At 70.7% G+C, this 26021-nt stretch carries 26 protein-coding genes; 6 read left to right on the top strand and 20 right to left on the bottom strand.

Annotated features, from left to right (window positions below; genetic code table 11):
* Window positions 1-77 precede the first annotated feature (77 nt).
* From PBV52_RS01525 to sigJ, 3 genes are read right to left on the bottom strand one after another with little or no spacing between them, the layout of a single operon-like run.
* Window positions 78-461, bottom strand: a complete 384-nt coding sequence (locus PBV52_RS01525) for a VOC family protein (RefSeq protein WP_274236427.1) — start codon at window positions 459-461, stop codon at window positions 78-80.
* Window positions 462-486: 25 nt separating this feature from the next.
* Window positions 487-1980, bottom strand: a complete 1494-nt coding sequence (locus tag PBV52_RS01520) for a cytochrome bc complex cytochrome b subunit (protein WP_274236426.1) — start codon at window positions 1978-1980, stop codon at window positions 487-489.
* Window positions 1977-2909: an RNA polymerase sigma factor SigJ gene (gene sigJ, locus PBV52_RS01515; RefSeq protein ID WP_274236425.1), complete on the bottom strand. Its 933-nt coding sequence runs from the start codon at window positions 2907-2909 to the stop codon at window positions 1977-1979. The genes PBV52_RS01520 and sigJ overlap by 4 nt, the downstream gene beginning before the upstream one ends.
* Before the next feature lie 208 nt (window positions 2910-3117).
* On the opposite strand from sigJ, the gene PBV52_RS01510 reads away from it, so the two are divergent.
* The 3 genes from PBV52_RS01510 (at window position 3118) to PBV52_RS01500 (ending at window position 5886) form a co-directional block, all read left to right on the top strand.
* Window positions 3118-3363 (top strand): hypothetical protein, encoded by a 246-nt coding sequence (locus PBV52_RS01510; RefSeq protein WP_048578995.1) that lies wholly within the window; start codon window positions 3118-3120, stop codon window positions 3361-3363.
* 3 nt (window positions 3364-3366) lie between these two features.
* Window positions 3367-3744, top strand: a complete 378-nt coding sequence (locus PBV52_RS01505) for a toxin Doc (RefSeq protein ID WP_274236424.1) — start codon at window positions 3367-3369, stop codon at window positions 3742-3744.
* Between the two features lie 522 nt (window positions 3745-4266).
* Window positions 4267-5886 carry an RICIN domain-containing protein gene (locus PBV52_RS01500; RefSeq protein WP_274236423.1) on the top strand — a complete coding sequence of 540 codons (1620 nt, stop codon included), beginning with the start codon at window positions 4267-4269 and terminating at the stop codon, window positions 5884-5886.
* A gap of 215 nt (window positions 5887-6101) precedes the next feature.
* Here PBV52_RS01500 and PBV52_RS01495 read toward each other — a convergent pair whose 3' ends face one another.
* The 5 genes from PBV52_RS01495 to PBV52_RS01475 form a co-directional block, all read right to left on the bottom strand.
* Complete coding sequence (locus tag PBV52_RS01495; RefSeq protein ID WP_274236422.1) at window positions 6102-7079, bottom strand: 2-hydroxyacid dehydrogenase; 978 nt, start codon at window positions 7077-7079, stop codon at window positions 6102-6104.
* On the bottom strand, window positions 7076-8245 hold the full coding sequence (locus PBV52_RS01490; protein ID WP_274236420.1) for a lactate 2-monooxygenase: 1170 nt from the start codon (window positions 8243-8245) through the stop codon (window positions 7076-7078). Before PBV52_RS01490 ends, PBV52_RS01495 begins: the two co-directional genes overlap by 4 nt.
* 73 nt (window positions 8246-8318) lie before the next feature.
* Complete coding sequence (locus PBV52_RS01485) at window positions 8319-9017, bottom strand: alpha/beta fold hydrolase (RefSeq protein ID WP_274236419.1); 699 nt, start codon at window positions 9015-9017, stop codon at window positions 8319-8321.
* The gene (locus tag PBV52_RS01480; RefSeq protein ID WP_373921808.1) at window positions 9014-10642 is read right to left on the bottom strand and encodes a cytosine permease; all 1629 of its coding nucleotides are present in this window, start codon (window positions 10640-10642) and stop codon (window positions 9014-9016) included. Before PBV52_RS01480 ends, PBV52_RS01485 begins: the two co-directional genes overlap by 4 nt.
* Before the next feature lie 194 nt (window positions 10643-10836).
* Window positions 10837-11388, bottom strand: a complete 552-nt coding sequence (locus PBV52_RS01475) for a hypothetical protein (protein WP_274236417.1) — start codon at window positions 11386-11388, stop codon at window positions 10837-10839.
* A 338-nt stretch (window positions 11389-11726) separates the two neighbouring features.
* Between PBV52_RS01475 and PBV52_RS01470 the strand changes: the two genes are divergently transcribed.
* Window positions 11727-12161: a protease inhibitor gene (locus PBV52_RS01470; protein WP_274236416.1), complete on the top strand. Its 435-nt coding sequence runs from the start codon at window positions 11727-11729 to the stop codon at window positions 12159-12161.
* A 150-nt stretch (window positions 12162-12311) separates the two neighbouring features.
* Here the strand turns inward: PBV52_RS01470 and PBV52_RS01465 are convergent, their stop codons facing one another.
* The 6 genes from PBV52_RS01465 to PBV52_RS01440 form a co-directional block, all read right to left on the bottom strand.
* On the bottom strand, window positions 12312-12725 hold the full coding sequence (locus PBV52_RS01465; protein ID WP_274236415.1) for an STAS domain-containing protein: 414 nt from the start codon (window positions 12723-12725) through the stop codon (window positions 12312-12314).
* A gap of 194 nt (window positions 12726-12919) precedes the next feature.
* Complete coding sequence (locus tag PBV52_RS01460; protein WP_274236414.1) at window positions 12920-13126, bottom strand: CDGSH iron-sulfur domain-containing protein; 207 nt, start codon at window positions 13124-13126, stop codon at window positions 12920-12922.
* Window positions 13107-13781 (bottom strand): HemK2/MTQ2 family protein methyltransferase, encoded by a 675-nt coding sequence (locus PBV52_RS01455; RefSeq protein ID WP_274236413.1) that lies wholly within the window; start codon window positions 13779-13781, stop codon window positions 13107-13109. Before PBV52_RS01455 ends, PBV52_RS01460 begins: the two co-directional genes overlap by 20 nt.
* A complete protein-coding gene (locus PBV52_RS01450; protein WP_274236412.1) occupies window positions 13782-14813 on the bottom strand; it encodes an iron-containing redox enzyme family protein in 1032 nt (343 codons plus the stop codon).
* 40 nt (window positions 14814-14853) lie between these two features.
* Window positions 14854-15036 (bottom strand): hypothetical protein, encoded by a 183-nt coding sequence (locus tag PBV52_RS01445; RefSeq protein ID WP_274236411.1) that lies wholly within the window; start codon window positions 15034-15036, stop codon window positions 14854-14856.
* Window positions 15037-15085: 49 nt separating this feature from the next.
* Window positions 15086-16099: a Ppx/GppA family phosphatase gene (locus PBV52_RS01440; RefSeq protein ID WP_274236410.1), complete on the bottom strand. Its 1014-nt coding sequence runs from the start codon at window positions 16097-16099 to the stop codon at window positions 15086-15088.
* A 101-nt stretch (window positions 16100-16200) separates the two neighbouring features.
* Between PBV52_RS01440 and PBV52_RS01435 the strand changes: the two genes are divergently transcribed.
* Both PBV52_RS01435 and PBV52_RS01430 read left to right on the top strand, forming a co-directional pair.
* Window positions 16201-16530 (top strand): helix-turn-helix transcriptional regulator, encoded by a 330-nt coding sequence (locus tag PBV52_RS01435; RefSeq protein ID WP_274236409.1) that lies wholly within the window; start codon window positions 16201-16203, stop codon window positions 16528-16530.
* A 29-nt stretch (window positions 16531-16559) separates the two neighbouring features.
* The gene (locus tag PBV52_RS01430) at window positions 16560-17090 is read left to right on the top strand and encodes an SRPBCC family protein (protein WP_274236408.1); all 531 of its coding nucleotides are present in this window, start codon (window positions 16560-16562) and stop codon (window positions 17088-17090) included.
* A 6-nt stretch (window positions 17091-17096) separates the two neighbouring features.
* Here the strand turns inward: PBV52_RS01430 and PBV52_RS01425 are convergent, their stop codons facing one another.
* From PBV52_RS01425 to PBV52_RS01400, 6 genes are all read right to left on the bottom strand, one after another.
* A complete protein-coding gene (locus PBV52_RS01425) occupies window positions 17097-18620 on the bottom strand; it encodes an alpha/beta fold hydrolase (protein ID WP_274236407.1) in 1524 nt (507 codons plus the stop codon).
* 198 nt (window positions 18621-18818) lie between these two features.
* Window positions 18819-21635 (bottom strand): NHLP bacteriocin export ABC transporter permease/ATPase subunit, encoded by a 2817-nt coding sequence (locus PBV52_RS01420; RefSeq protein WP_274236406.1) that lies wholly within the window; start codon window positions 21633-21635, stop codon window positions 18819-18821.
* A 1-nt stretch (window position 21636) separates the two neighbouring features.
* The gene (locus PBV52_RS01415; protein WP_274236405.1) at window positions 21637-23862 is read right to left on the bottom strand and encodes an NHLP family bacteriocin export ABC transporter peptidase/permease/ATPase subunit; all 2226 of its coding nucleotides are present in this window, start codon (window positions 23860-23862) and stop codon (window positions 21637-21639) included.
* Window positions 23859-24665, bottom strand: a complete 807-nt coding sequence (locus tag PBV52_RS01410) for an HlyD family efflux transporter periplasmic adaptor subunit (protein ID WP_274236404.1) — start codon at window positions 24663-24665, stop codon at window positions 23859-23861. The genes PBV52_RS01415 and PBV52_RS01410 overlap by 4 nt, the downstream gene beginning before the upstream one ends.
* 143 nt (window positions 24666-24808) lie before the next feature.
* Window positions 24809-25024 (bottom strand): hypothetical protein, encoded by a 216-nt coding sequence (locus tag PBV52_RS01405; protein ID WP_030052098.1) that lies wholly within the window; start codon window positions 25022-25024, stop codon window positions 24809-24811.
* 475 nt (window positions 25025-25499) lie between these two features.
* Window positions 25500-25913, bottom strand: a complete 414-nt coding sequence (locus PBV52_RS01400) for a PaaI family thioesterase (RefSeq protein ID WP_274236403.1) — start codon at window positions 25911-25913, stop codon at window positions 25500-25502.
* Between the last annotated feature and the right edge of the window lie 108 nt (window positions 25914-26021).

Below are 26021 nucleotides of genomic sequence, written 5' to 3'. Positions count from 1 at the left end.
GTACGGACCCTCAGGAATACACGCCCCGTACACGTGGAGTTCTCTCACCGGCCGCCTGCCGGTTCGTCGACCGCGTCTTAAGAAGACATCGCAGCGCGATCGGACTCGCTGCGCAGGACACAGAACTCATTGCCCTCAGGATCCGCGAGGACGGCCCAGCCCGTGCCGTCGGGCTTCCGGTGATCAGTGACCAGGGCGGCTCCGAGATCCAGCAACCGCTCGATCTCCTCCTCGCGCGAGGTCGACGGGCGCAGGCACAGGTGGATGCGGTTCTTGATCGTCTTGGGTTCCGGCACCTCGTTGAAGTACAGCACCGGGCCCTGCGGAAGCATCACCTGAGTCTCCCGATCGCCCGGCCTGTCCTGCGGATGCAGCGGACAGCCGGTCACCTCACTCCAGAACCGAGCCAGTTCATAGGCATCCGAACAGTCGATCGCCACGTTCTGCACTACCGAGATCATGCAGGTGAGCCTGCCTGAGCACCGCTCAGTCCGCCACCGGATTGCCCACGCCCTGGTGATCGCCTTCGACGAGTTCCGCGGGCCGCCGGTGGGCGGTCAGGGTGTGCAGCTCGGCCCGCTCCAGCGGCTGGTGCACCTCGACGTACTCGCCGTGCGGAAGCCGCTTGATCACGCCGGTCTCCCGGCCGTGCGACACCAGCTCCCGGTCGCGGAGTTGGATGCCCAGGCAGATGCGGCGGGTGACGACGAACACGGCCACCGGGACGACCAGCGTCGCGATGCGGATCGCCCAGGTCACCGCGTTGATCGACAGATGGAGCCGGGTCGCCACGATGTCGTTGCCGCCGCCCGCCAGGAGGATCAGGTAGAGGCTGATCCAGGCCGCGCCGATCCCCGTGCGGACGGGGCGGTTGCGGGGGCGGTCGAGGAGGTGGTGCTCGCGCTTGTCGCCCGTGATCCGGGCTTCCAGGAAGGGATAGACGCCGATGAAGACCAGCAGCAGGGGGAAGACCACGACCGGGATCAGCACCCCGAGGACGAGTGTGTGGCCCCCCAGGGTGATCTCCCAGCCCGGCATGATCCGGACCAGCCCCTCGGCGAAGCCCAGGTACCAGTCGGGCTGGGCGCCCGTGGAGACCTGGTCGGCCCGGTAAGGGCCGTACGACCAGACCGGGTTGATCGAAGCCACCGCAGCCATGAACGTGAGCGCGCCGAAGACCAGGAAGAAGAAGCCGCCCGCCTTCGCCAGGTACACCGGCATGAACGGGGCGCCGACGACATTGCGTTCGGTGCGTCCGGGACCCGCGAACTGGGTGTGCTTGTGGTACACGACCAGCAGGAGGTGCGCCACGACCAGCGCCGCCATGATGCCGGGGATCACCAGGATGTGCAGGGAGTAGAAGCGGGCCACGATGTCATGGCCCGGGAACTCCCCGCCGAACAGGAACATGGACAGATACGTCCCGACGATCGGGACGGACAGCAGCGCGCCGTTGACGAACCGCAGGCCCGTCCCCGACAGCAGGTCGTCCGGCAGCGAGTAGCCGAACAGGCCCTCGAAGAGGCCGAGCAACAGCAGGGACCAGCCGAACAGCCAGTTGATCTCCCGTGGCTTGCGGAACGACCCCGTGAAGAAGTGCCGCATCATGTGCGTGAGCATCCCGGCGACGAAGACCAGCGCCGCCCAGTGGTGCAGTTGCCGTATCAGCAGCCCGCCCCGCACGTCGAAGCTGATGTCCAGCGTGGAGGCGTACGCCTCGGACATGCGGACGCCGTTGAGGGGGAGGTAACTGCCGTGGTACGTCACCTCGTTCATCGAGGGGTGGAAGAACAAGGTGAGGTACACGCCCGTCAGGATCAGGACGACGAAGCTGTACAGGCAGATCTCGCCGAGCAGGAAGGACCAGTGGTCCGGGAAGACCTTGCGCAGATACTTCCGGCCGAGGGAGTGGATGCCGAGCCGCCCGTCGAACCAGTCCGCGACGCGCTCACCCCTGCCGGGCAGCTCGCGGGCGCTCATGCTTCCCCCCTGCGCACATGCGTGAGCTTCTCGGGGTTGCTCACGACATAGACACCGCAGACCCGCTCGCCGTCCGGTGTCAGGTCCAGGACCAGGACGGCGTACGCCTCCTCGCCGTCGAACAGCACCGCGGCGTCGTCGCCGTTGACCCGCCGGTGGCGCAGCTCCAGGTGGCCGCCCCCGCCCCCGCCCCGGCGCGCGTACGAACCGAAGAGCCGGACCGCCTTGTCCCTCCCGTGCACGGGCCGCAGCCCCGCCCGCTTCCGCTTGCCGCCGCCATCCGTCCACACCGTCACGTCCGGCGCGAGGATCTCCATCAGCGCGGCGATGTCCCCGCCCACCGCGGCCCGCACGAACCGCTCGGCTGCCTCCCGCCGCACCCGCGGATGCGCCTCGTACAGCGGCCGCCGCGCATGCACATGCCCCCGCGCGCGATGCGCCAGCTGCCGTACGGCCGCCGGGCTGCGGTCGAGGATCTCCGCGATCTCCGTGTGGGCGTACCCGAACACCTCGTGCAGCACGAACACCGCGCGCTCCAGCGGTGAGAGCGACTCCAGGACGACCAGCATCGCCAGCGACACGGACTCGGTGCGCAGCGCGGGGTCGTCGACGCCGTCGTCCTCGCCGTCCGCGACCAGCGGCTCGGGCAGCCACGGGCCGACGTACGTCTCCCGGCGGCGGCTGATCGCGGCCCGCCGCGCCAGCGCGTGGTTCACGGCGATCCGCACGAGATACGCCCGCGGGTTGGCGATCCCGTCGAGCGGCGAGCCGCCGCCTCGCGCCGTCCACGACAGCCATGTCTCCTGCAGTACGTCCTCGGTGTCGGCGACGCTGCCGAGCATGTTGTAGACGACGCCGAACATCAGCTCACGGTGCTCGACGAAGACGCCGGTCGCGTCGGCGGTGACGGACATGGGGATGTCGGACATACGGTGGGCCTCCCGGTGCGCGCTCACTACTGCGAGGCCCGGCGGGGGCCGGAATGTGACATCCCACGGTCGAATGTGACCCACGTCTCGATGACGTCGGGCGCGGTCTCGCGGCCGAGCACGCGTTCCGCACCCCCTGGTACCGGCATACATCACACTTGACCTGCAGGTATTTACGGGCAAGTACCCGAGCGGTACCGTGAAGGGCATGCCAGCTCTCAACGTGGAGTTCAGCGACCGCGAGCTAGAGGACCTGCGGCAGATCGCCAAGGAACGCGGTACGTCGATGAAGGCGCTCGTGCGGGAGGCGGCCGCGGCCGACATAGCCCGGCACCGGGCCCTGCAGGAGGGCGCCGAGGCGTTCCGCCGGTTCTTCGCGTCGCACGCCGACGAATTCGCGGCCGCCTTCCCCGACGACGAACCGTCCGCCAAGGGCGAGGGACGGGCCGCCTGACCGATGGCACCCGTGATCCATATCGACGTGCCCTGGCTGCTCCAGCGACACGAAGAGGTCCTGCCGGACCAGCCCACGATCAACGACTTCTCCGCGTTGGTCGCCGCCGTCGCACGCCATCGGGTGGATCCGCCCCGTCTGGGCGTCGACTCCGACCCGGCCTGGCGGGCCGCCGTGCTGCTGCACACCCTCGCCCTGCTCAAGCCGCTGCCCGCGGCCAACGCCCGCTTCGCCTGCGCGTCCGCGGTGGCCTATATGTTCGTCAGCGGCGTCGGCATCGACCCGCCCTACGGCGCCCTCGTCGACCTCGCCCGTGACCTGATCTCCGGCAAGGTCGACGTGTACGGCGCGGCCGACCGGCTGCGCTCCTGGCAGATCTGAGGCCGGCCGCCCGGTGGTCCGGGCTCTCCCGTGGCGGTCCCCGTTCCTCCCGCCCCGGGGGCCGCCGACCGAGGGCGGGAGGAACGGGGTCGGCGGCCCGTGGCGCGCAGGAGAGCCGCCGTCCCACGCGCGGGCCTTCCGAGAGGGCCGACTCCAGTGGACTACGCGGGCGCGTGCGCCGGGGAGCGTGCGGGGCGCTCCGGCGCGTGCGCGGGCTTCACACGGGGCGCACGGAATGTCGAAAGCTCGCGCAGCTGTGGAGAGTTGCCGCGGTATCTGACTTTCTTTCAAAGGTGCGGATGTTGCCCAAGTGCCTTGTTGGCCATTGGTGTGCTGTGCAAGGGTGAACTACCCGTGGGGGGTGGGAAAAGGCCGGGGCTCATTCGTTCCGTGGGGAACCGGGGCGGATGGACGTTGGTGAATTCACGCTCCCCGCACTCGCGTCGAAGAGGTAGGCACCAAGTCGCTCTCCTTTTCGGCGACCGGACTTCCGAGTCATGCGCGTGGGAAGGAATCCGCTCAGTGCCCACCCCCCACCCCCCTCGCCCCCCTTACCCCCCGCCCGGTGGGGTTCCCGAGGAATCCGACGAAGGTCTCGCCGCCCGGCTGCGGGGCCGTCCGGACGGCGAGGCCGCTCCGTCCGTCGCGCTGCTCATGGCGCGGCACTGGCAACCGGTTCACGAGTACGCGGTGATCTGCCTCTCCTCCCCGGAGGAGGTCGCCGACATGGTCACCGCCGCCGCCTTCCACCAGGTCCTCGGCCGTCTGGCGCTGGGCGAACCGGCCGCCGCGCTGCGGCCCCGGCTGCTCGTGGCAGTCCGGGACGCGGTCCGGCAGTGGTCTGCCGAGGACCGAATATCGGGCGTTCTGCCGGAGCTGGGGAAACCCGCGGGCGGTCGCGGTATGCGTACCGCGAAGTCCATGACGCCCGAAAATCGGAAGCTCGCCGATCGGTCATTCCAGGCGCTTCCGGGACTTGCCCGGTGTCTGCTCTGGCACACCGAGGTCGAGGCCGAGCCGTTAAGTGTCCCCGCCGGTCTGCTGGGCATGGATACCGTTACCGCCTCGGCCGCGCTCGAACAGGCGCGTGATAAATTCCGCGAAGGTTGTGTACATGTCCATCGGGAACTCGCGCCGACGAAGGATTGCCGGTTCTACAACCGCCTCCTCGACGTCCCGATTCGCCGGGGCGGCGCCCTGCTGCCGGATGTTCAGCAGCATCTGACGGAGTGCCGCTACTGCCGTAACGCCGCCGAACAACTGAGCCATTTCGAGGGCGGGTTGGGTGTGCTCATCGCCGAGGCGGTGCTCGGCTGGGGCGCACGCCGCTATCTGGACACCAGACCCGGCCGCACCCAGAGCGACGGCCCCCGCACCCGTGGCTCCGCCCGGCACGGCTCGGCACGACGGCGCCTGCTGCCGCGGATCCCCGCGCAGGTCCGCAGGGCGCCCGGCGGACCGCGCTCCTCGCGGACGCTGCTCACGGGAGTGGGCGTGGCCTCAGCAGGGCTGATCGCGATCATGCTCGCGACCGGCCTGCTGTCGGACGACGACGGGGTCGACCCCGCCGCCTCCGCCACCGGCGGCGGCACCGGATCCCCCGTGCCCCCCGCGGTCTCCGCCTCACCGCCCGGCACGGCCCAGCTGCCGGGCGCACCGCGGCAGACCAGGCTGCGCAACGACGACGCCGACCTGTGCCTCGACATCCGCGGCGAGCCCAAGGCCGGCGCCGGGACCGAGCTGGCCGAGTGCTCCGCGGACGACACCCAGCAGTGGTCGTACGAGAAGGACGGCCGGCTGCGCAGCGTGGCGGACCCCGGCCTGTGTCTGGACTCGCACGTGGACGCCGGCGTGGTGATCCTCGGCAAGTGCGTCGACGACGACTCGAAGCGGGCCGACGACGTGCGCTACGACCTCACCGTGCAGGGCGAGTTGCTGCCCCGCTGGGACGAGCAGCTCGCCCTGACGTTCACCACTGCGGACGCGGGCTCCGACATCGTCGTCAAGGTCCGCGACGGCTCCGACGAACAGCGCTGGCTGGCCGACCCGGTGGCGTCGGCGAACCCCGGGTCGCTGTCGAGCGAAGAGACCGAGACGCCGCAGGCGCGGGCGGTGCGGTTGGCGGAGGAGCAGGAGGCGTAGGCGTAGGCGAGGCCGGGGTGAGGCGGGGGCCGCGATCGGCGGATTTCGCCGGGGCGGTGACGGGCGCGACATGCGCGACCGCAGGCCGCGTCTCGGTCTTACCGTCGGGCCGTCGGGCCGAGCAGGTTGCGGGGGCGGACCGATCCGAGTCGGTCCGCCCCCGCCCGCCCCGGCCTCCGCCTCCGAGGGACCTGCCACCGGCCGGGAATGCCTGCCTAGTTCACGACGTCCTGCGGTGCTCCGCCCGACAGGAACGCGGTCACGTTCTGGACGGCGGCCAGGGCGATGCGGACGAGGGTCTCGCGGGTGACGCCGCCGACGTGCGGGGAGAGCACCACGTTCGGGGCGCGGAGCAGGCGCAGGGCCGGGGTGGGCGGTTCGGGGTCGAAGACGTCGATGCCCGCCCCGGCCAGGGCGCCCTTGTCCAGCGCGTCCGCGAGGGCGTCCTGGTCGATCAGGGCGCCCCGCGCGGTGTTGATCACGAACGCCGACGGCTTGAGGAGGGCCAGCCGCTCGGCGTTCAGCAGGTTCCGGGTCTCGTCGGTGAGCGGGGCGTGCAGGGAGACGTAGTCGGCGGTGCGCAGCAGTTCGTCGAGCGGGACATGGCGGGCGCCGCCGAACTCGGCCTCCGTCTGCGGCGGCAGCCGTCGTCGACCTGCGTAGACGACGCTCATGTCGAACGCGGCCGCGCGGCGCGCGACTTGCCGCCCGATCTGGCCCAGGCCGACGATGCCGAGCGTCTTGCCGGACAGTTCGGTCAGCGAGTGCTGCAGCCGGGGGAGGGCCCAGTCGGCCTCGACGAGCGCGGTGTGGGCGGGGACGATCTGCTTGGCCAGCGCGAGCATGAGGGCGAAGGTCTGCTCGGCCACGTTCTGCGCCTCGGCACCGCTGGAGCCGATGTTGCACACGCGCACTCCGCGCTCGCGCGCCGCGTCCACATCGACGTAGTCGAAGCCGTGGCTCGCGCACTGAACCAGCTCCAACTCCGGTGCCGTGCCGAGGTGTTCGGCGGTCACCGGGGCGAGCGCGGTGATGACGACATGCGCGGCGCGCAGGGCGTCCGGGTCCTCGTCGGCCACCTCGACGACGGTGACGTCCGCCCCCTCGGGGAAGAGCGTGGCGAGGCCGGCGCCGATGCCACGACCGCCCACATGGGGCGAGATGACGGCGAGGACGTTCTTCGTGGCGGTCATGCGGATTCCTCGATGAGGTCGGCGGGGCCGATCGTGGCGGGGGTGGCGTGCCCGGACAGGGCGAGGGTGAGGTCGAGTTCGGCGAGCAGGCAGCGGATGACGTGCTCGACGCCCGCCTGTCCGTCGAGGCCGAGCCCGTACGCGTACGGCCGTCCGACGAGCACCGCCCGCGCGCCGAGCGCGAGGGCCTTGAAGATGTCGTCGCCGGTGCGGATACCGCTGTCGAACAGCACGGTCAGCCGGTCGCCGACCGCCTCCACGACCCGGGGCAGGGCGTCCGCCGCGCCGAGGGAGCCGGCCACCTGACGGCCGCCGTGGTTGGAGACGACGACCCCGTCCATCCCGGCGTCGGCGGCCGCGCGGGCGTCGTCCGGGTGCAGGATGCCCTTCAGGACGATCGGGCCGTCCCAGTTCTCCCGCAGGAACGCGAGGTCCGGCCAGGTCTTGGCGGGGTCCGAGAACATGCCGACGAAGTGCATGACGGCCGCGTTCGGATCCTCCACCACCGGCTTGGCCAGGCCCGCCTGGAAGGCCGGGTCGGAGAAGTAGTTGGCGGTGCCCACGCCGTGCAGGAACGGCAGATACGCCTGGTCGAGATCGCGCGGCCGCCAGGCCAGCATCGGCGTGTCCAGGGTGACGACGAGCGCGGTGAACCCGGCCGCCTTCGCCCGGTTCAGGAAACTCCGGGCCACCTCCGGGTCCTTCGGCCAGTACAGCTGGAACCAGCGCTCGGCGTCGCCCATCGCCTCCGCGACCTGCTCCATGGGCGTGCTGGACGCCGAGGACAGGATGAACGGCACGCCCTGCGCGGCCGCGGCCCGGGCGGCCGCGCACTCGGCGTCCGGGTGCATGATCGACAGCACGCCGACCGGCGCCAGGGCCAGCGGAGCGGGCAGGGCGCGGCCCAACACCTCGACGGACAGGTCCCGTTCGTGCACGTCCCGCAGCATGCGCGGCACGATCCGGCGTCGCCGCAGCGCCGCCCGGTTGGCGCGGGCGGTGCTGCCGTCGCCCGCGCTGCCCGCCACATAGCCGACGGGACCGGGACCGAGGCGCTGCTCGGTCAGCTCCTCCAGCCGGGTCAGATCGGTGGGCAGCCGGGGCACGGCACCCGTCATCCCGTTCAGATAGATCTCGTACTGGAAGTCCGCCCAGTGCTTGCCCATGCGTACGCCCCGCCTCTCGCCACTGAGAACGCGCTGTACGCAGACCATACCGACCGGTAGGAGGGTGGGTGGATCAGGGGGCGGCCACCGTCTCGTGCAGGATGCGCGCCAGGTCCTGTGGCTGGGAGAACATCGGCCAGTGGCCGGTGTCCATGTTCACCAACTCCCAGCGGTCGCTCTTGAGGAGCTCGGCTGCGGCCCCCCACGGTTCGTCGCCGTCGAGGAGGCACTTGATGTAGGTGCCGGGGAGCTTGCTCAACGGGCGGGCCATGACTGCCGGTTCGGTCAGGGTGGCTCCCGGGTGTGGCGTCTGGCCGTCGACGAGGCGGGCGATCTGCTCGTCCGTCAGTCCTTGGTCCGCGTAGTGGGCCGCCGGGGCAGACGGCCAGAAGCCGCCGTTCTCCTCGATCTCCGCCCGCACGTGGTCGCTCGGCCAGCCCGACAGGAACGACTCCCCGTCGACGGCGACACTGGCGTCCACCAGCACCACGTGCCGCAGCCGGTCACCGATCCGGACGGCGGCCTGCCCGACCGGTATGCCCGAGTAGCTGTGCCCGACCAGGACGACGTCCCGCAGATCGAGGCGCTCCACCTCGGCGACGATGTCATCGACGTGACTTTGCTGCCCGGGCGCCGGCACGCCCTGCTTCTCGGCGAGGCCGGACAAGGTCAGAGGATGGACGGCCCGCCCGGAGGCGCGCAGCGATGCCGCCACCTCGTCCCACGCCCACGCTCCGAGCCTTGCACCGGCCACCAGTACGAAGTTGGTCATGCCCGCAACCTAGCCGACGGGTCTGACAACGACGCGTCGTCGCCCGATGCACCCGGACCCGTGATCGGCGGCACGGGAACCTCGACGGTGCGGACCAGCCGCGCACCCTGCGGCCCGTATACCGCGCGAGGCTCGGGGAACAGCCGCAGCAGCGCCAGGAACAGCGCCGCCGCCACGACCAGCGACAACGGCAGGCTGATGTCGACGCCGCCCGCGAGATCGCCCAGCGGCCCGACGAACTGCCCCGGAATGTTGGTGAACAGCACGCCGATCAGCGCCGCCACCCACCAGGCGGTCATGCCGCGCCAGTTCCAGCCGTGCGCGAACCAGTAGCGGCCGCCGCGCTGGCGGCGGTTGAAGACCTGCAGGGCGTCGGGGTCGTACCAGCCGCGCCGGGTCCAGTAGCCCAGCATCATCACGACCATCCACGGCGTGGTGCAGGTGATGATCATGGTGGCGAAGGTCGAGATCGACTGCACCAGGTCGAGTCCGAACCGCCCGACGAAGATGAACGCGATCGACAACGCGCCGACCAGCAGCGTCGCCTGCACCCGCGACAGCCGAGGGAACACCGAGGAGAAGTCGAGCCCGGTCCCGTACAGCGCGGTCGTCCCCGTCGCCATACCGCCGATCAACGCCAGCAGACAGACCGGCAGGAAGTACCAGCCGGGCGAGATCGCCAGCAGCCCGCCCACGAAGTCGGGCGCCGCCGGATCGACGTACTCCGGAACCTTCGTGGCGATGATGCTCGCGGTCGCCAGGCCGAAGACGAACGGCAGCAGCGTCGCGATCTGCGACAGGAACGCGGCGCCGATCACCTTGCGGCGCGGGGCGCCCGCCGGGATGTAGCGCGACCAGTCACCGAGGAACGCCCCGAAGGAGACGGGGTTGGACAGCACGATCAGGGCCGCGCCGATGAACGACGGCCAGAACAGCGACTGGGTGGCCGCATCCGCGGAGGCGGTGAAGACGCCCGCGTACGACGGGTCGAAGTCGCCGGCGAACGCGATGGCGCCGAGCAGGAACAGCACGCTCGCCGAGGGCACGGCGATCTTGTTGACGAACAGCATGAAGCGGAAGCCGTACACGCACACCGCGAGGACCAGGCCCGCGAACAGGGCGTACGCGACGACGTACGACAGCGTGCCGCGGGTCAGGCCGAAGAGCCGGTGCGCGCCGCCGACCAGGGCGTCGCCGGAGCTCCACACCGAGATCGAGAAGAACGCGACCGCCGTCAGCAGGGACAGGAAGGAGCCGACCACGCGGCCGTGGACGCCGAGGTGCGCCGAGGAAGAGACGGCGTTGTTGGTGCCGTTGACCGGTCCGAACACCGCCATCGGACAGAGGATCAGCGCACCCGCGACGACCCCGAGCAGCGTGGCCGCCAGGCCCTGCCAGAAGGAGAGGCCGAACAGGATCGGGAAGGCGCCGAGCACGCAGGTGGAGAAGGTGTTGGCGCCGCCGAAGGCGAGGCGGAACAGATCGAGCGGGGTCGCGCTGCGCTCGGCGTCGGGGATGCGGTCGACGCCGTGGGCCTCGACTTCGGTCAAGGAGGGGGCGGGGGAGGGGGGTTCGGGGTGCGAGGGCTGTGAGGACTGCGCGGGCTGGGAGGGCTGGGAGGACAAGGGGGCTCCAGCGTGGGCGGGGCGGTGGAGCGCGTCGTGGCGCGGCGGGGGCAACGGCCGGTGCCTGCCGCTGGGGTGTGCGGGCAGCGCGGATGCCGTCCTCTGGGGGGTCTGCAGACGGTATGGCGCAGCGCAGGATCCGCACCAGAGGACGGTTCATCCATCTTCGGTGCCGTCAGTGGACGAATTCTCCATCAGTCGCCGTCCCTGGGTGCCTCCTCGGTCTCGGTGTCCGGCCCCTGCGCCCGTACCCGCTGGACGTTCTCCAGGGACTCGCGCAGTTCCGTGAGCCAGTCGTCGGTGTGCCGCTGGACCAGCCGTACGCACCAGGCGAGGGCGTCGCTGCGGCTGCGGGCGACCCCGCCGGCGATCAGGGTGTCGAGGACCTGGCGCTCGGGCTGACGCAGCCGGGTCATCACGGGGGCGGCGATGTGCGTGAACAGCGCGCGTTCGTCGCCGCACTCCACTCCCCAGGAGACCTTCCGGCGGAACCGGTGCTCCGCCTCACGGGCCACCTCGATCCGGGCCTCCCGGGTGCGCTCCCGGAACTCCTGGATCCGGCCCTCCACCGCCGCCTCCCGCTCGGCGGCCGAGACGTCTTCGGCCAGGTGGGGGGAGGGAATGCGGCCGATCACGGTGATCTCCTCGCGGTCGACCGTCACCTCGGTCAGCTCCTCGAAGAGGTCGTCGGGCAGACGGCCGGCGAACCAGCCGCGCAGCTTCTCTCGTTGTTCGCTGGTAATCATGTAATGACCATTACTCCGCCCACCCATGAACACAAGGGGGTGGCGGACGAGTCAGCCGAGAGCTCAACCGGAGGGCCCAACCGGAATGTTTCAGGCCTATTAATGAGCGTGCGTAATCCGGCCACCCGGGGACTTGGAGCGATCAAGAACCGCCAAGTTCCGGCGTTGGAACGTTCGAATTCCGTTACTTCACGCCACTGATTCAATACGCAAGGTTACCGAAACGCGTGGTGTCGATGTGAGTTTCGGTGCCGGACTCGGCAGACTCCCGCTCGTCGCTCCGGCACCGATCGCGCCGGAGTCGGCACACCCTCAACTCGAGCGGAAGGATGCACACAATGCGGAACACCGCGCGCTGGGCAGCGACCATCGGCCTCACGGTCACCGCCGTATGCGGACCCCTCACCGGATCCGCCCTGGCCGCCCCGGACGCCACCCCGGCCTCGCTCTACGCACCCTCGGCCCTGGTGCTCACCGTGGCCCACGGTGACACCGCCACCATGAGCACCCCGGTGCGCGCGGTCACCCTCAGCTGCGCCCCGACGCCCTCCGGCACCCATCCCGACTCGGCCTCGGCCTGTGCCGAACTCCGGGGTGTGAGCGGGAACTTCGATGCCCTGACAGCGAGAGACGGCATGCTGTGTACCAAGCAGTACGACCCCGTGATCGTCACCGTCGACGGGGTCTGGCAGGGCCGGCGCGTCTCGTATGAACGCACGTTCGCCAACGAGTGCGTGAAGGGCTCGTACACCACGAGTCTCTTCGCGTTCTAAAGGACCGGGATCGCACGGTCCCCGTGCAGTTCGGCGAAAGGCTCGCGGATGGGGAGTGCGAGCCTTGCCGAGGGGCCCTCTGTGATCTCGCATCGGGGGTCGGCCGGGCGGAGTGGGGCCGCCCGGTCGACACCTCGGACCGCTACGGGATCACCCGCCTTCCCCGGGGATCCGGGCTAGGGGCGCAAAACGGCCGAGCAGGCCCGCGCCATGCAGTAGCCGCCGGATCCGCGGCGCGTCGGAGACGACCCGGAGGCGGCCGCCGTGCTCTCTGGCCCGCGTCTCGGCCCGGCACAGGACGCGCAGTCCCGAGCAGTCGAAGAAGTCGACCCGCCGCAGATCGACCACCACGTCGCACTCCGGCCTCGCGGTCGCCGCGTCCAGATGCTCGGCGAGCAGCGTCGCCGTCGCCAGGTCGATCTCACCCACGGCCTCGACCACGGTGAACGCGCCGCATCTGCGCGTGCGGGCATGGGCGTTCGCCGGGGGTGGCACGGACCGGAGCGGGTCCGCGGTCATGTCCTCGGTCGGTTGGGGGGCGCGGTCGTCGGCGTCCGGCGTCATGTCCGCTCCACCTCGGAAAGGGGCGCATTTGATCAGGGTTGTTACCCGGGGGCGAGGGTGAGCATCCCTGCGGCGCCGCGCGCAAGATCTGGTTCACTCGACCTGGTGAATTCCGCCCAAGGTGGTTGACTCCCCGTCGGCCTCGGCGCTGGCGTCGGCGTTCGTCGTCGTGGTCATTCGCCGTACCGACCGGCTCACCGATCCCTGGCCCGTTCGCGGTGGCTGGTGTCGCACCAGGGGTAGCGGCGGCTGCGGCGGCAGGTGCACAGGGCGACGCGGAAGCGGTCGGAGCTGACGATCGTGCCGTCCTCCAACTCCACCTCAACCGGGCCCTCCACCAGGAGGGGACCTCGGCGCTGGACCTTGATGCGGCGCGGCTCGTCAGACGGGGAGTTCGGCACGGACGACCACCAGTTCCTCCCTCTGATCCGGTGCGGACAGCAGGCCGCGCTCACGCAGCCAGCCCTCCCGTGACCGCAGGACGGGGCCGAACGGGATCATGCGACGCCGCGTCACGGACGCCTTCAGTCCTGCCCCGCGCAGGTGTGTCAGTGTCCGGCCGGGGCAACTGAGCGCCGAGTGCACGACCAGGAGAACGCCGCCGGGGCGCAGTAGCGCGGGGGCCTCCTTGCAGATCCGGTCGAGGATGAGCCGTCCGTCCCGGCCCGCGTCCCAGGAGCGGGCCGCACCGTGGGGTGCGCGGCCCGTGTCGGGCGCGGGCACATACGGCGGATTGGCCAGGATGAGGTCGAACGACTGCCCCCGCACCGGGGCGAACAGGTTGCCGTGCCGGATGCGGACATGGAGCCCGGCCAGCCGGGTGTTCAGGCGTGCCGTGCACACCGCGCGCCAGGACACGTCCACCGCGGTCACGCGTGTGCCGCGTCGAGCGGCCTCGATCGCCAGCGCACCTGTACCGGTCCCCACGTCGAGGACGTCCGCGCGATCGGGCAGCGGCTCGTCGCGCAGGGCGCCGACGAGCAGGGCGGTGTCTTCCCGAGGGGCGTACACGCCCGGCGGCACCAGTGGCTTCACGGCGCCCGGGTACCCCGGCATTCAGGAAGTAAGGCGTATTTCGGACCTTAGGGGCGTGTGCAGCGACGACCGTCCCGCGCGCCAGGCGTCGAGCAGCCGGTCGGCGAGGCGGTTCTCCAGATGGCCGGTGACGTCGATGCCGAAGGCGATGTCCGGGGCCAGGTGCGGCTCCTCGGCGAGCAGGCCGCCGATGACGTCATGGCGTACGACCTGCTCGTGCACCGCGTCCGCCTCGACATGTTCGTCGTAGAAGTGCTCGGCGGCCGGTCCGGCGCCCGTGCGGCGCATTGCCTCGGCCAGTCGCCGTGAGGCCGGTGACGAGGTGATCTCGACCGTCGCGAAATGGCCGACGAGCGCCCCGCGCAGCGCCCGGTGCAGGCCGAGCAGGGACATCAAATTGACCGTGGCCAGGGCCTGCGCGCTCGCCGCGTCGAGATACCGCCCGTACGTCGTGTCCAGGCCGAGGTCCGTCATCAGGTCGGCGAACAGGCGCGCGTGAACGCGTTCGGGCCGGCCGCCGCCGTACTCGTCGAACTCCACCGCCGCCATGCCCGCCTTGGCCCTGCCCCGCAGCCGGGGCAGCACCCAGGCGTGCGGGTCCGCCTCCTTGAGGTGGTACAGGGAGCGCTGGGCCGCGTACTCGCGCAGCTGCCACAACTCGCCCTCGGCGCACAGATAGTGGCTGACGTCCGTGCCGTCGACGGGCTCGACGAGGAGGTCGGCCAGCGCGTCCTCGACGCTGTCGTGGGTGGGCGCGTCCGCGCGCAGGGCGGTCAGGAAGCGGTGCTCCAGCGCCGCGCGGAAGCGCAGCAGGTCCGGGGCCCACTCAAGGGACTCGGGCACGGCGGCGAAACCACGGTAGTGCAGTTCGTAGCAGAGGTAGAGGGCCAGCTGGAGATCGTCGCCGTAGACGGCCGTGTCCGCGACGTCCTCCTGCCGGGGCGGCGGGCCCGTACCCCGCAGATACTCCTCCACGGCAGCGGACGCGCGACCCCGCGCGGTCGGCAGCGGGGGCCCTGCGCCGCCGTGTGCCGGGCGGAGGTCGTGTGCCATGGCCGCCGAGTACCCGTGGGGCGCCGGGCCACCCGCCCGCTCACTCGCCCTCGGACTCCTCCTGGGCGCGCGTGTTGGGGGTGATGGCGTCGCCGGCCTCACCCCTGCGCCGGCGCTGCTCGGCGGAGTCCCGGGTACGGCGCTCGGCGTCGGCGATCTCGTCGATGACCTCTTCGAGCGCCGTCTCGGGGTGCTCCTCGTGCTGCTTCCTGCCGTCGGTCACGGCGTCTCCTTCCGTCGTCGGAGGTTGCGAGCGGTGAGCCCTTCCTGGGTCAGCTGGTCGCGGGCGCGCTCGCGATCCGCAGCGGTACCGGTTCGGACGAAACGGCCACGTCGTCCAGACGGGTGATCTCCGCCCACCAGGACGCGCCGTCCTCGATGTGCCGCAGCATGATCCCTTCGCGGATCGCCCACGGACAGATCGTCACCGTACTGAGGCCGGTCAGCTTCATCGCCGTGTGCGCGACCACCGCGCCGGCCAGGCTCTGTCCGGCGCGCGGTGCGGAGATGCCAGGGAGAGCTGCGCGTTCGGCGGCGGGCAGCGCGGCCAGGCGGCCGATGGCCTCGCGCAGGTTCGCACGCGCCAACTGCCGTTCCATGAACGGCCCGTGGCGACCCGGTGCGGCCCCGCACAGACGGCCCAGCTGCTGGAACGTACGCGAGGTGGCGGCCGCCGTGTGCGGTCCCTCCCAGCGGATCCGGGCCGCGACGTCCCGCAGTTGATGGCGGACCTTGCGGCGCAGCGCCCGTACTTGTCGCGGCGCAGGCGGGTCCTCGTCGGCGAGGAACTCATGGGTCAGCCGCGCCGCGCCGAGCGGCAGCGACGCCACGAAGTCGGGTAACCGGCCACGGCCGAACGCCACTTCGAGCGAGCCGCCGCCGATGTCCAGCAGGGCGAGCGGGCCCGACCGCCAGCCCATCCACCGCCGCGCCCCCAGGAAGGTGAGCTCGGCCTCGACCTCGCCCGGCAGTGTGCACAGGCTCACCCCTGTCCGCGCGCGCACGGTACGCACCACGTCCTGGCGGTTCGGTGCGGCGCGCACCACGGCGGTCGCGAAGGCCAGGGGAGCGGTGGCGCCCCATCTGGTCGCGGTCCGGCCCGCGGCGGAGACCGCGCAGGCCAACCGCTCGACGGCCTCCTCGGGGATGCTGTCCCCGGGTCTGACCTGTTCGGACAGCCTCAGCCGCCACTTCTCGGTGTGGACGGGCAGTGGCACCCCGCCCTGCGCATCGGCCACCACCAGCCGGACCGTGTTCGACCCCACATCCACGACGCTGATTCGCATGCGTCGCCAGTACCCGTTTCGGAGCGGGGGCAACGGGGGCGCACAGGAGCGAGGCTTTGTATTCCTTGACAGGAATATAACCGCAGAGGCATGATGGAGCCATGTCCGACGCCTCGCTCTGGAGCGCCCTCGCCGACCCCCACCGGCGGGCCATCGTCGCGCTGCTCCTGGAGCGGCCGCGGCCCGTCGGGGAGATCGTGGAGGCATGCGGGCTGAGCCAGCCGAGTACGTCGAAGCATCTGAAGGTGCTGCGGGAGGCGGGCCTGGTGCGGGTGCGGCAGGATGCCCAGCGCCGCGTCTACGCCCTCGATCCCGCCCCGATCGCCGAACTCGACGCCTGGCTGGCCCCGTACCGCGAGCTCTGGAACCGCAGCCTGGACGCCCTGGGGCGCCGACTCGACGAGACGCCGGACGACACCTCGCACCCCTAGAGGAACCCACCATGAAGGACTGATCCACCATGACCGCCGACCTCACCGGCACCTACCTGAGCCTGGACGACGGCCGCCCGGCCGTCCGCTTCAGCCGTACCTACGACCATCCCGTCGAGCGCGTCTGGCAGTTCGTGACCGACGCCGACGAACTGGCCCACTGGTTCCCCTCCCGCGCCGAGATCGAGCTGCGCCCCGGCGGCACGATCAAGTTCAGTGGCGACCCGAACATGGAGGACTCCACGGGCCGGGTGATCGCCGTCGAAGAGCCCCGGCACCTGTCCTTCGAGTGGGGCGGCGACGAACTGCACTTCGACCTGGAGGCCCTGGACGACAGGCGCACCCGCCTCACGCTCACCAACGTCCTCGTCGCCGAGAACACCGCGGCCCGCAACAGCGCCGGCTGGGAGGTCTGCCTGGCCGCCCTCGACGCGCACGCGCGCGGGGAGCGCTTCGAGGGACCGCACGCCGGGGCCGAGGCACCCTGGAAGGAGTTCTACGACGGCTATGTCTGCGCCGGCGTCCCCTCCGGTGCCCCGGTCCCGGGCCTGGACGCCTGAGCCCGGTCAGTTCGTCCCGGCGGGGGCGCAACTGCTCCCGGCGCTCGGGACTCTCAGCTCCGTGAGGTAGTCGTCCACGGCGTCTCGTGTGCAGTCACTGCGCCGGTAGACGCTGTGTCCCGCGCCCGCGTACGGCAGCAGGACGGTCGTTCCGCGGGTCTGCCGATGGACGTTGACCGCCCACGCGAAATGGTTCGCCGGGTCGTGCCGCGAATGCAGCATGAGGATCCTGGGCGCCTCGGTGATGCGCAGACGGTGCTGCGGATTGTTCACCTCGTCGGGCCAGCCGATGCAGCCGGCCACCGCGGCATGCACGCGAGGCGAGCCGCGCATGTGCGGTGCGGCCTGTACTTCGGCCTGGGTCAGCCCGGCGTACTCCCGGTAGTCCTTCGCCCGGATGCTCCAGTCCTGGCAGAAGACCGCGTAGAACGGTTCCGATGTCGTCTGCTGGTCCGCGTCCTGCGACACCGGCGGCTGGGCTTGCCGAGGGTGCTCGGGCCGTCGCCGCTCGTTCGGGTCCTGCGCGTCGAGGCCCGCCACATAGGTGGCCAGCTCGTCCCAGTCCGGGCCGTAGAAGCTCTTGAAGGCGAACAGAGCGATCGCGTGCGCGCCGAGGAGCTGATCCGGGCTTTGCGGATCGCTTATCTCCCCCCGGTCCGCTCTGGCGAGCAGGCCGTCCCATACGGCGGTGACGTCCCGGCCGTGCAAGGCGCAGGAGCGGGTGCGCTCGCACCACTTCACGAACTGGTGGAACGAGTCCTCCGCGGCGGCCGCGGAGGAGACGAGGAACTCCCGGGCGCCGAGGCTGTGGTCGATGTTCGCGGTGAGGGCCATCGATCGGATGCGGTCGCCGTACTCCTCCGCGTACTGCTCACCGATCAACGTGCCGTAGGAGTGGCCGAAGTAGTTGATCTTCTTCTCGCCCAGCGCCTCGCGGAGCGCGTCCATGTCGTGGACCACGCTCAAGGTGTCGGCGTGGTCGAAGAGCGGACCGGTGTGCCGTCGGCAGTCCTCGCGCAACGCGCGGTTGAACTCGGCGAGTCGATCGAACTCCGCCTGGTTGCGGGGGTAGACCGACGGCTGTTGGTTCAGCAGTTCGGTGGAGCACTTCACCGGGTGGCTGCGGCCGACGCCCCGCGGGTCGAACCCGACGATGTCGAACCTCTCCTGGATGTCCGCGCTGAAGTGGGACCTGGCCTCGTCCACGGCGAAGTCCACCCCCGAAGCGCCCGGCCCACCCGGGTTGACCAGCAGCACGCCGACCCGGCGATCCGGATCAGTCGCGTTGCGGCGGGCCACCGCCAGATCGAACTTCTCTCCCGAGGGGCGGGCTCGGTCGACGGGTAGGCGCAGCGTCCCGCATTCCGCTGTGGCGTCCTTGGGGCAGGGTTTCCAGTCGATCGCCTGTTGCTTCGTCGAGGCATTGCCGGGAGGGTCGGTTTCCGCCGCCTCCACGATCGGGGTCGACGCTCCGGCCAGTAATAATCCGGCGGCGAGCACTCCGGTGAGCGCCCTGAAGAGCGGTTGCATGAAGTCCCTTCCGAGAGTCCTGCGAAACGGATCACGGGGGTCGCCCGCATGATCAACGTGACAGTGATCCAATCGGGGGCACAACCGTGCAGGACGGGAACCAGGGAAGGCTCCGGGGCGAGGTCAGGGCCGCTCTCGGGGCGACACCTCAGGGGTTGCCGAACGAACCCCTGAAGCTTCCCCGGACTTGATGTGCTCTCACGCCATCTGGCGTCGCACCAGCTCGTGCAGCCGCCCGTTCGTGTCCGCGAGGAGCTGTGCGGGCGGGCCCTGCTGGGCGACCTTGCCGTCCTCCATCACGATCACGCGGTCGGCGTCCAGCACCGTCGACAGGCGGTGCGCGATGACGATGCGGGTGGCGTTGAGGGCCTTGGTGGACTCGATGACCGTGCGCTGTGTCTCGTTGTCGAGGGCGCTGGTCGCCTCGTCGAAGAAGAGGATGCGCGGGCGGCGGATCAACGCCTGGGCGATCATCAGACGCTGCCGCTGGCCGCCGGAGATCGCGCCGCTGCCCGAGACGATCGTGTGCAGCCCCATCGGCATCCGCTTGATGTCCTCGGCGAGCCCCGCCATCTCGGCCGCCGCCATCGCCTCCTCCGGCGTGTACGGCTCCGTACCGCAGATGACGTCCAGGATGGACCCGGTGAAGGGCTGCGCGTGCTGGAGCACGACCCCGCACTGCCGGCGCACGGCCGACTGGTCGAGCGCCGACAGGTCCTGGCCGTCGTAGAGCACACTGCCGGACACCGGCTTGTCGAAGCCGATCAGCAGCCTGAGCAGGGTCGACTTGCCGCAGCCGCTGGGGCCGACGATCGCCACGAACTCGCCCGGGCGTACGTCGAAGGACACGTCGTCGAGGATCAGGGGACCGTCGTCGGAGTACCGGAACGACAGCCGGCGCGCCTCGATCGCCCCGGTCAGCGGGCCCGGCCGGGTGCTCGCCGTGCGCACCTCGGGCGTCGCGTCCAGCACCGGCTTGATCTCCTCGAACAGCGGCAGCGCGGCCACCACCGACACGAACGAGCCGGTCAGCTGGGTGACCGAGGTCAGCAGCATCGTCACCGAGGTGTTGAAGGTGAGGAACGCGGCCGCCGACATCGACCCGCGCGCAGGGCCCGCCAGCAGCATGAACATCAGCAGGGTGCACACCGGCAGGTACACCGCACCCATCACCGTGGTGAGGTTCTTGATCCGCCCCACCTTCTGCTGGAGCTCACGGCTGCGCGCGAACCGGTCCGCCCAGGCCGCGTACGCGTAGTTCTCGGCCGCCGCGACGCGCAGCTTCGGCAGCCCGCGCAGCGTCTGGAACGCCTGGTTGTTCAGCTTGTTGCTGAGCACCACCAGCCGCCGCTGCCAGCGCACCTGCCACAGCCCGAGCCCCAGGAACGCGCCCGCGATGACGACGAGCATGCCGATCGCCGCCATCGCCATCGGCACGCTGTACCAGAACAGCAGCGCCAGGTTCATCGCGCCCACCGTCACCGACGACGCGACGACGGGGCCGACTCCGGCCATCAGCCGGCGGATCGCGCTGATGCCCATGGCCTGGCTCGCCAGCTCGCCGGTCGAGCGCTCGGTGAAGAACTTCGTGGGCAGCCGCAGCAGCCGGTCCCAAAGGGCCGGCTGGAGCGTCGCCTCGATACGGCCCTCCAGGCGCAGGATCGTCAGGTTCTGCAGCAGCATGAACGCCGCGGCCACCACACCGCTGATCATCACGGCCAGACAGAACTGCACGATGAGCCCGGTCTGCGCCTTCGGCACGAACTCACCGAGCACCTTGCCGGTCGCGATCGGCACCAGCGCACCGATCGCCACCGTCACCAGCCCGCTGACCATGAGGTTCGTCAGGTCACCGCCGGTGCCCCGCATGCTGAACCGCAGAAGCCTGAGCGGGCTCAACGCGCGGTCGGGCAGCGGGCGGTAGAACATCACGGCCCGCGGCTCGAACTCCTCCGCGTTGGCCTTCTCGATCGGCGTCTCACGGCCGGTCGCCGGATGGACGGCGACATAGCCGCTGCGGCGCCACAGCAGCGCCACCGGCGCACCGGACAGCGCCCGGTGGCCGACGAGGGGGCCGACGTTGTCCCGCCACCACCGCCCGTCCAGGCGTACGGCCCTGGCCCGGACACGGGAGGCCAGGGCCACCCGCTCGACCGGGTCGAGCCGGTCGCTCTCGGTGCCGCTCTGCGCGGGCTCGGCCAGCGTGATCCCGGCCGCCTCGGCGACCAGCTTGCAGGCCGCGTAACTGGCGTCCGCGTCGGCGGCCGTCGTGCGCTTGTCGCTGCGCTTGCCGATGGACGCCAGCAGCGTCCGGTCGGCCTGCGCGCGCACCGCCTCGCCGGCCTTGATGCCCTCCGCGGTGCGTGTCTCGTGGGTGCGCTCCAGCTGCTCGATCCAGCGGTCCAGCGTGGTCAGCAGGCGGTACTGCTGGTCGACCATGGACTGCCAGACCGCCGGGTCCATGAGCAGGTCGGCGGCCGCCTCCGCGCCGTACAGCGAGCCGTACTGCACGCTGCCCGGCGGCACCTGCATCCAGAAGACGTCGTCGTCGGTCACCTCGGCGGCGCGCTCGGTGGCCATCGGCGCCTGGAAGAGGATGGAGAGGCTACGGCCGACGCCGAGCGCGAGGGCGTACTCCAGCGGGCTCGTCGTCGGTGGGACGTACTGCGGGTTGCCGTACTCGTCGTACGACCACGTCTGTGTGTTGGCGGGCTGGTACAGCTCGCGCAGCCCGATGCGGTGCACGACGCAGTCCCTGAGCGGGCGTGCCACCAGCGTGTGGTGGGGTCCCGGGACCGGGCCCAGCAGCAGCGAGCCCGCCTCCAGGCGACCGAGGTGGTGCCAGTGGCCCTGCTGCCCGGCGTCGACCGCGAACAGGTCCACGGCGCCGGACGCGACCAGCCACAGCACCTGCGGGCCTTCGAGGTCCAGACGGTTGAAGCCGGCGCAGTCGATGCGCGTGCCCATCTGCCCGAGCGCGTTGAGGACGAGGTCACCCTCGTGGACGGAGGTCATCTCACCGCTCCTTGACCAGCGCCGCGTACGCGCCACCGCGCGCCACGAGCTCCTCGTGCCGCCCGCGCTCGACGATCGTGCCGTGCTGCAGTACGACGATCTCGTCGCTGTCGCGCACGGTGCTGAGGCGGTGTGCGATCACCACACAGGCGCAGCCGCGCTTGCGCAGGTTGTCCATCACGACCTGCTCGGTCTCGGCGTCCAGCGCGCTCGTCACCTCGTCCAGCACCAGGATGCTGGGGCGACGCACCAGCGCCCGTGCGATCTCCAGGCGCTGGCGCTGCCCGCCGGAGAAGTTGCGGCCGTCCTGCTCGACCTTGCTGTGGATGCCGCCCGGGCGGCGCATGACCACGTCGTACAGCGCGGCGTCGCGCAGGGCGTCCACCACCGCGTCGTCCGGAATCGACGGGTCCCACAGGGCCACGTTGTCGCGGACCGTGCCCTCGAAGAGGAACACCTCCTGGTCGACGAAGGAGACGGAGGAGGCGAGGGCGCCGCGCGGGATGTCCTCGATGCGCTGGTCGTCGATGCGGATGACGCCCTCCCAGGGCGCGTACAGCCCCGAGATCAGCCGGGAGACCGTCGACTTGCCGCTGCCGGAGCCGCCGACCAGGGCCACCTGCTGACCCGGGCCGACCGTCAGGTCGAAGCCGGTGAGCAGGGGCTTGTCGAGCGGGCTGTAGCCGAAGGTGATGTTCTGCAGCTCCACGTGCCCATTGAGTCGGCGCGTCGACTCGCCGGTGCCGGGGCGGCCGTAGAGCGGGTCCGCCTCGAAGTTCTCCACGTCCTTCAGACGGGCTACGTCGGCGGCGAAGTCCTGGATCCGGCCCGCGACGCCGTTCAGGCGGGTGATCGGGGCGGTGAAGCGGGTGACCAGTGCCTGGAAGGCGACCAGCAGGCCGACGGATATGCCGCCCTCGACCGCCCGCATGCCGCCGATCCAGAGGATGAGCGCACTGTTGAGGGTCGCGAGCGTGGGGGCGACCACGCCCAGCCAGGCGCTCGGCACGCCGAGGCGCTGCTGTTCCTCCAGCGTGGTGGCGTGCTGTCCGGCCCACTTGCGGAAGTAGCCGTCCTCGCCGCCGGTCGCCTTCATCGTCTCGATCAGCTGAAGGCCGGTGTAGGCGGTGTTGGTGAGCCGGGCGTTGTCCGCGCGCAGCTTCGCCGTGCGGGTGGCGCGCAGACGGATCACGACCCGCATGGCGACGACGTTCAGCAGGGCGACGCCGATGCCGACGAAGGTGAGCTGGGGGTCGTACGTGTAGAGCAGGATCGCGTAGAGGACGACGACCACCGCGTCCACGCCCGCCGCCGCGAGGTCGCGGGCCAGCGTCTCGGCCACCGCGTCGTTCGACTGCAGGCGCTGCACCAGGTCGGCCGGGCTGCGCTGGGAGAAGAACGTCACCGGCAGCCGCAGCAGATGGCGCAGGAAGCGGGCGCTGGAGAGGGTGGAGGAGATGATGCGGCCGCGCAGCAGGTTCGCCTGTTGCAGCCAGGTCAGCACGAGGGTGAGCGCGACGCAGGTCCCCATGGACGCGAACAGCACGCCCAGCAGGGACGTCTGGCCTCCGATGAGGAACATGTCGATGTAGGTGCGGCTCAGCGCGGGCACCGCCGCGCCGACCACCACCAGCAGCAGGCTCGCCAGGACGGCGGCGGGCATCGTGCCCGCGGTGCCGCGCAGCCGGGCCGGCATCGCGCCGAGCACGCCCGGCTTGCGTCCGCCCTTGCTGAAGCCCTCGCCGGGCTCCATCACCAGGACGACGCCGGTGAAGCTGCCGTCGAAGTCCTCCATGGGCACGAAACGGCGGCCCTTGGCCGGGTCGTTGATGTACACGCCCCGGCGGCCGAAGCGGCGGCCCATGCCGTCGTAGACGACGTAGTGGTTGAACTCCCAGAACAGGACGGCCGGCGTCTTCACCTCGGCGAGGGCGGCCGTGTCCATCTGCATGCCCTTGGCCGTCAGCCCGTAGCTGCGGGCGGCCTTGAGCAGGTTGCTGGCGCGCGAGCCGTCACGGGAGACGCCGCACGCGATGCGCAGCTCCTCCAGCGGGACATGGCGGCCGTAGTGGCCCAGCACCATCGCGAGGGAGGCGGCGCCGCACTCCACGGCCTCCATCTGGAGCACGGTGGGCGTGCGGACGGTCTTCGACCTGCCCTTGGGCACGGGGCGCTTCGGCGGGGCGGCGCGGCGCCTGCTGCTGCGGGTCTCCTGGGTGGCGCTCACGGCAGCAGCCAATCGACGGGACGCTGGTCGGCCAGCCGGATCGAGGCGTCGGCCATGGTCATGGAGGTGAGGGAGAACGGCGGCCCGTCCGCGGACGACCACTTGTAGCCGCTCTTGGTGCTCGACTCCTTGTCCAGCTTCACCAGTACGGCCACGGGCCTGCCGTCCTTGGTGAACTGCTCGCCCAGCTGGTTGTCCCCGAGGAACGCGGCGATCTGCTGCGCCGACTGCGCGGAGCGGTCCACCGACTTCACATGGCCGCGCAGGACGCCGTACTCCTGGGTGGGCACGGAGGAGACGGTGAGGTCCACGGCGGCCTTGTCGGGGATGGAGGCGGCGTTCTCGGCGGGCACGTACACCGTGGCGTACAGGGCGTCCTCGGTGTGGGCGACCTTCTCCACGGCGGCGACGTTCGCGCCGGTGGCGATGATCTGCCCGATGGTGGCGGCGAGCGCGGTGACCCGGCCCGCGGCGACCGTGCGGACGACCGTGTCGCCCTTGGCCGTACGGACCTTCAGTACGGGGGAGTTCGCCGGGAGCCGCTGGCCCTGCTCGGCGAGGACCGCGGTGACCTGGCCGGCGACCGGACTCTGCAGGATGTAGCTGCCCTGCCCGTGGGTGAGGACGGCGGGCGCGCCGACCGTGGAAGTGACCGAGCCGGTCATGGCCCACACGGACGCGGCGGCCATGACGACCACCGTCACGGAGAGCACCAGCCAGCCCTGGGGGCGGGCGAAGCGCACCGGAAGGTCGAGCTCCTCCGGTGACTGGAGCTTGGCGAGGGCCTGTTGGCGGAACTGCACGGGACTTTTCCCTCACCTGAGGATGAGCGGAGACCGGCTCGCGTGAAGCCAGGTCGTGGTGCGAGTGGTGCCGGTTGTTTTATGGCACCCGAGAGTCCCGGAGCCGGGGAACGGCTCCGGGACTCAGCGGTAAAAAGGCGCGATCAGAGACCGGCGACCAGACCCGAGACCGGGGCGGTGTTCAGGCCGGTGACACCCTCCACGGTGCCGACGACCGTGTCGACCAGGCCGGAAACCGGGGCGATGCCGTTGACAGCGTCGAGGGCACCGTTCACAGCGTTGACCTGCAGGCCGCCGGAGACGTTGTCGAGCTCGGCGTCGGAGATCTCGACGGTCGCAACCTGGGGGGTGGAGTTCATGATGGAACTTCCCTTCCTAATGGGTATTTCACAAGGGGGAGCGGCCCCCTCTGGGGACAGATGACGGCCGCGACCGCAGGCGCCCGGCACCCGTTTCCGAAAGCCGTTCACGGCCCCTGCGGTGCGATGGATCAAAGCACGCTGCGGGTACGGGCTTCCAATCAAACTCCGGCCTCACCAGGGCACTTTGATCTCAGCGGCATCGTTCCGTGCAGACGCGGGCACGTCTTGTCGGCGACTTCTTCACATGCGTCACAGCATCGGCTCGGGTGAGCTGTTGCATCGGCTCGGGGGAGGTCCGGCCGGTGCGGCGGCGAATCCGACACTCCCGCCCCAAGGGGGTGACCGTGGGTAGCGCCTTGTGCAGAACCCTGGTCCACGGTGACTTCGTTGAGTATTGAATGTGCAGATTCCCTGAAGCTGGGATTCCGATCGGTGTTCACGACTGACCGCTACCGATCGGTAGCGGATCGTGTCAGCCCAATAGTGCGTACACCGTGCTCGCCCGGGCGGCGATTTCTCCAGATCCCTCGGCGGTCATCGTGATGTCGGCGAATGCCATACGACGGCCCAGCTTGGTGACGACCGCTTCGATCAGGACATCCGAACCGATCACCGCGCGCTGAAAAGACGTCGACTGCTGCACCGTCGTCATCGGCCCGTACGCCCCGCGTGCCGCCGACACGGCGATCACGGTGGCGGTGTCGGCGGCGGCCATCAGCGCCTGCCCCGACAGCGCGCCGCCCTCCCGGGCGAGCCCGTCCGACCAGGGCATGCGCAGGATCGCGCGGCGTTCTTCCACCGCCTCGACCGACAGACCCAGTTGAAGGACCCAGGGGGCGAAGTTGGCGGAGAGGATCTTGTCGGCTTCGGCGGTGGTCATCGTCATATGGGGGATTGTTCCCGCCGCCGGGTCTCCGGGCGCGGTCCTTGGCCGATTCGGTGTTTCGAGCGGGGTGTTTGCGAACGGAGTTGAACGCTCCACTCGAACCGTGCG

It is taken from the genome of Streptomyces sp. T12 (assembly GCF_028736035.1).
Lineage (GTDB): Bacteria > Actinomycetota > Actinomycetes > Streptomycetales > Streptomycetaceae > Streptomyces.
This window is presented reverse-complemented; position numbering and strand designations above follow the sequence as displayed.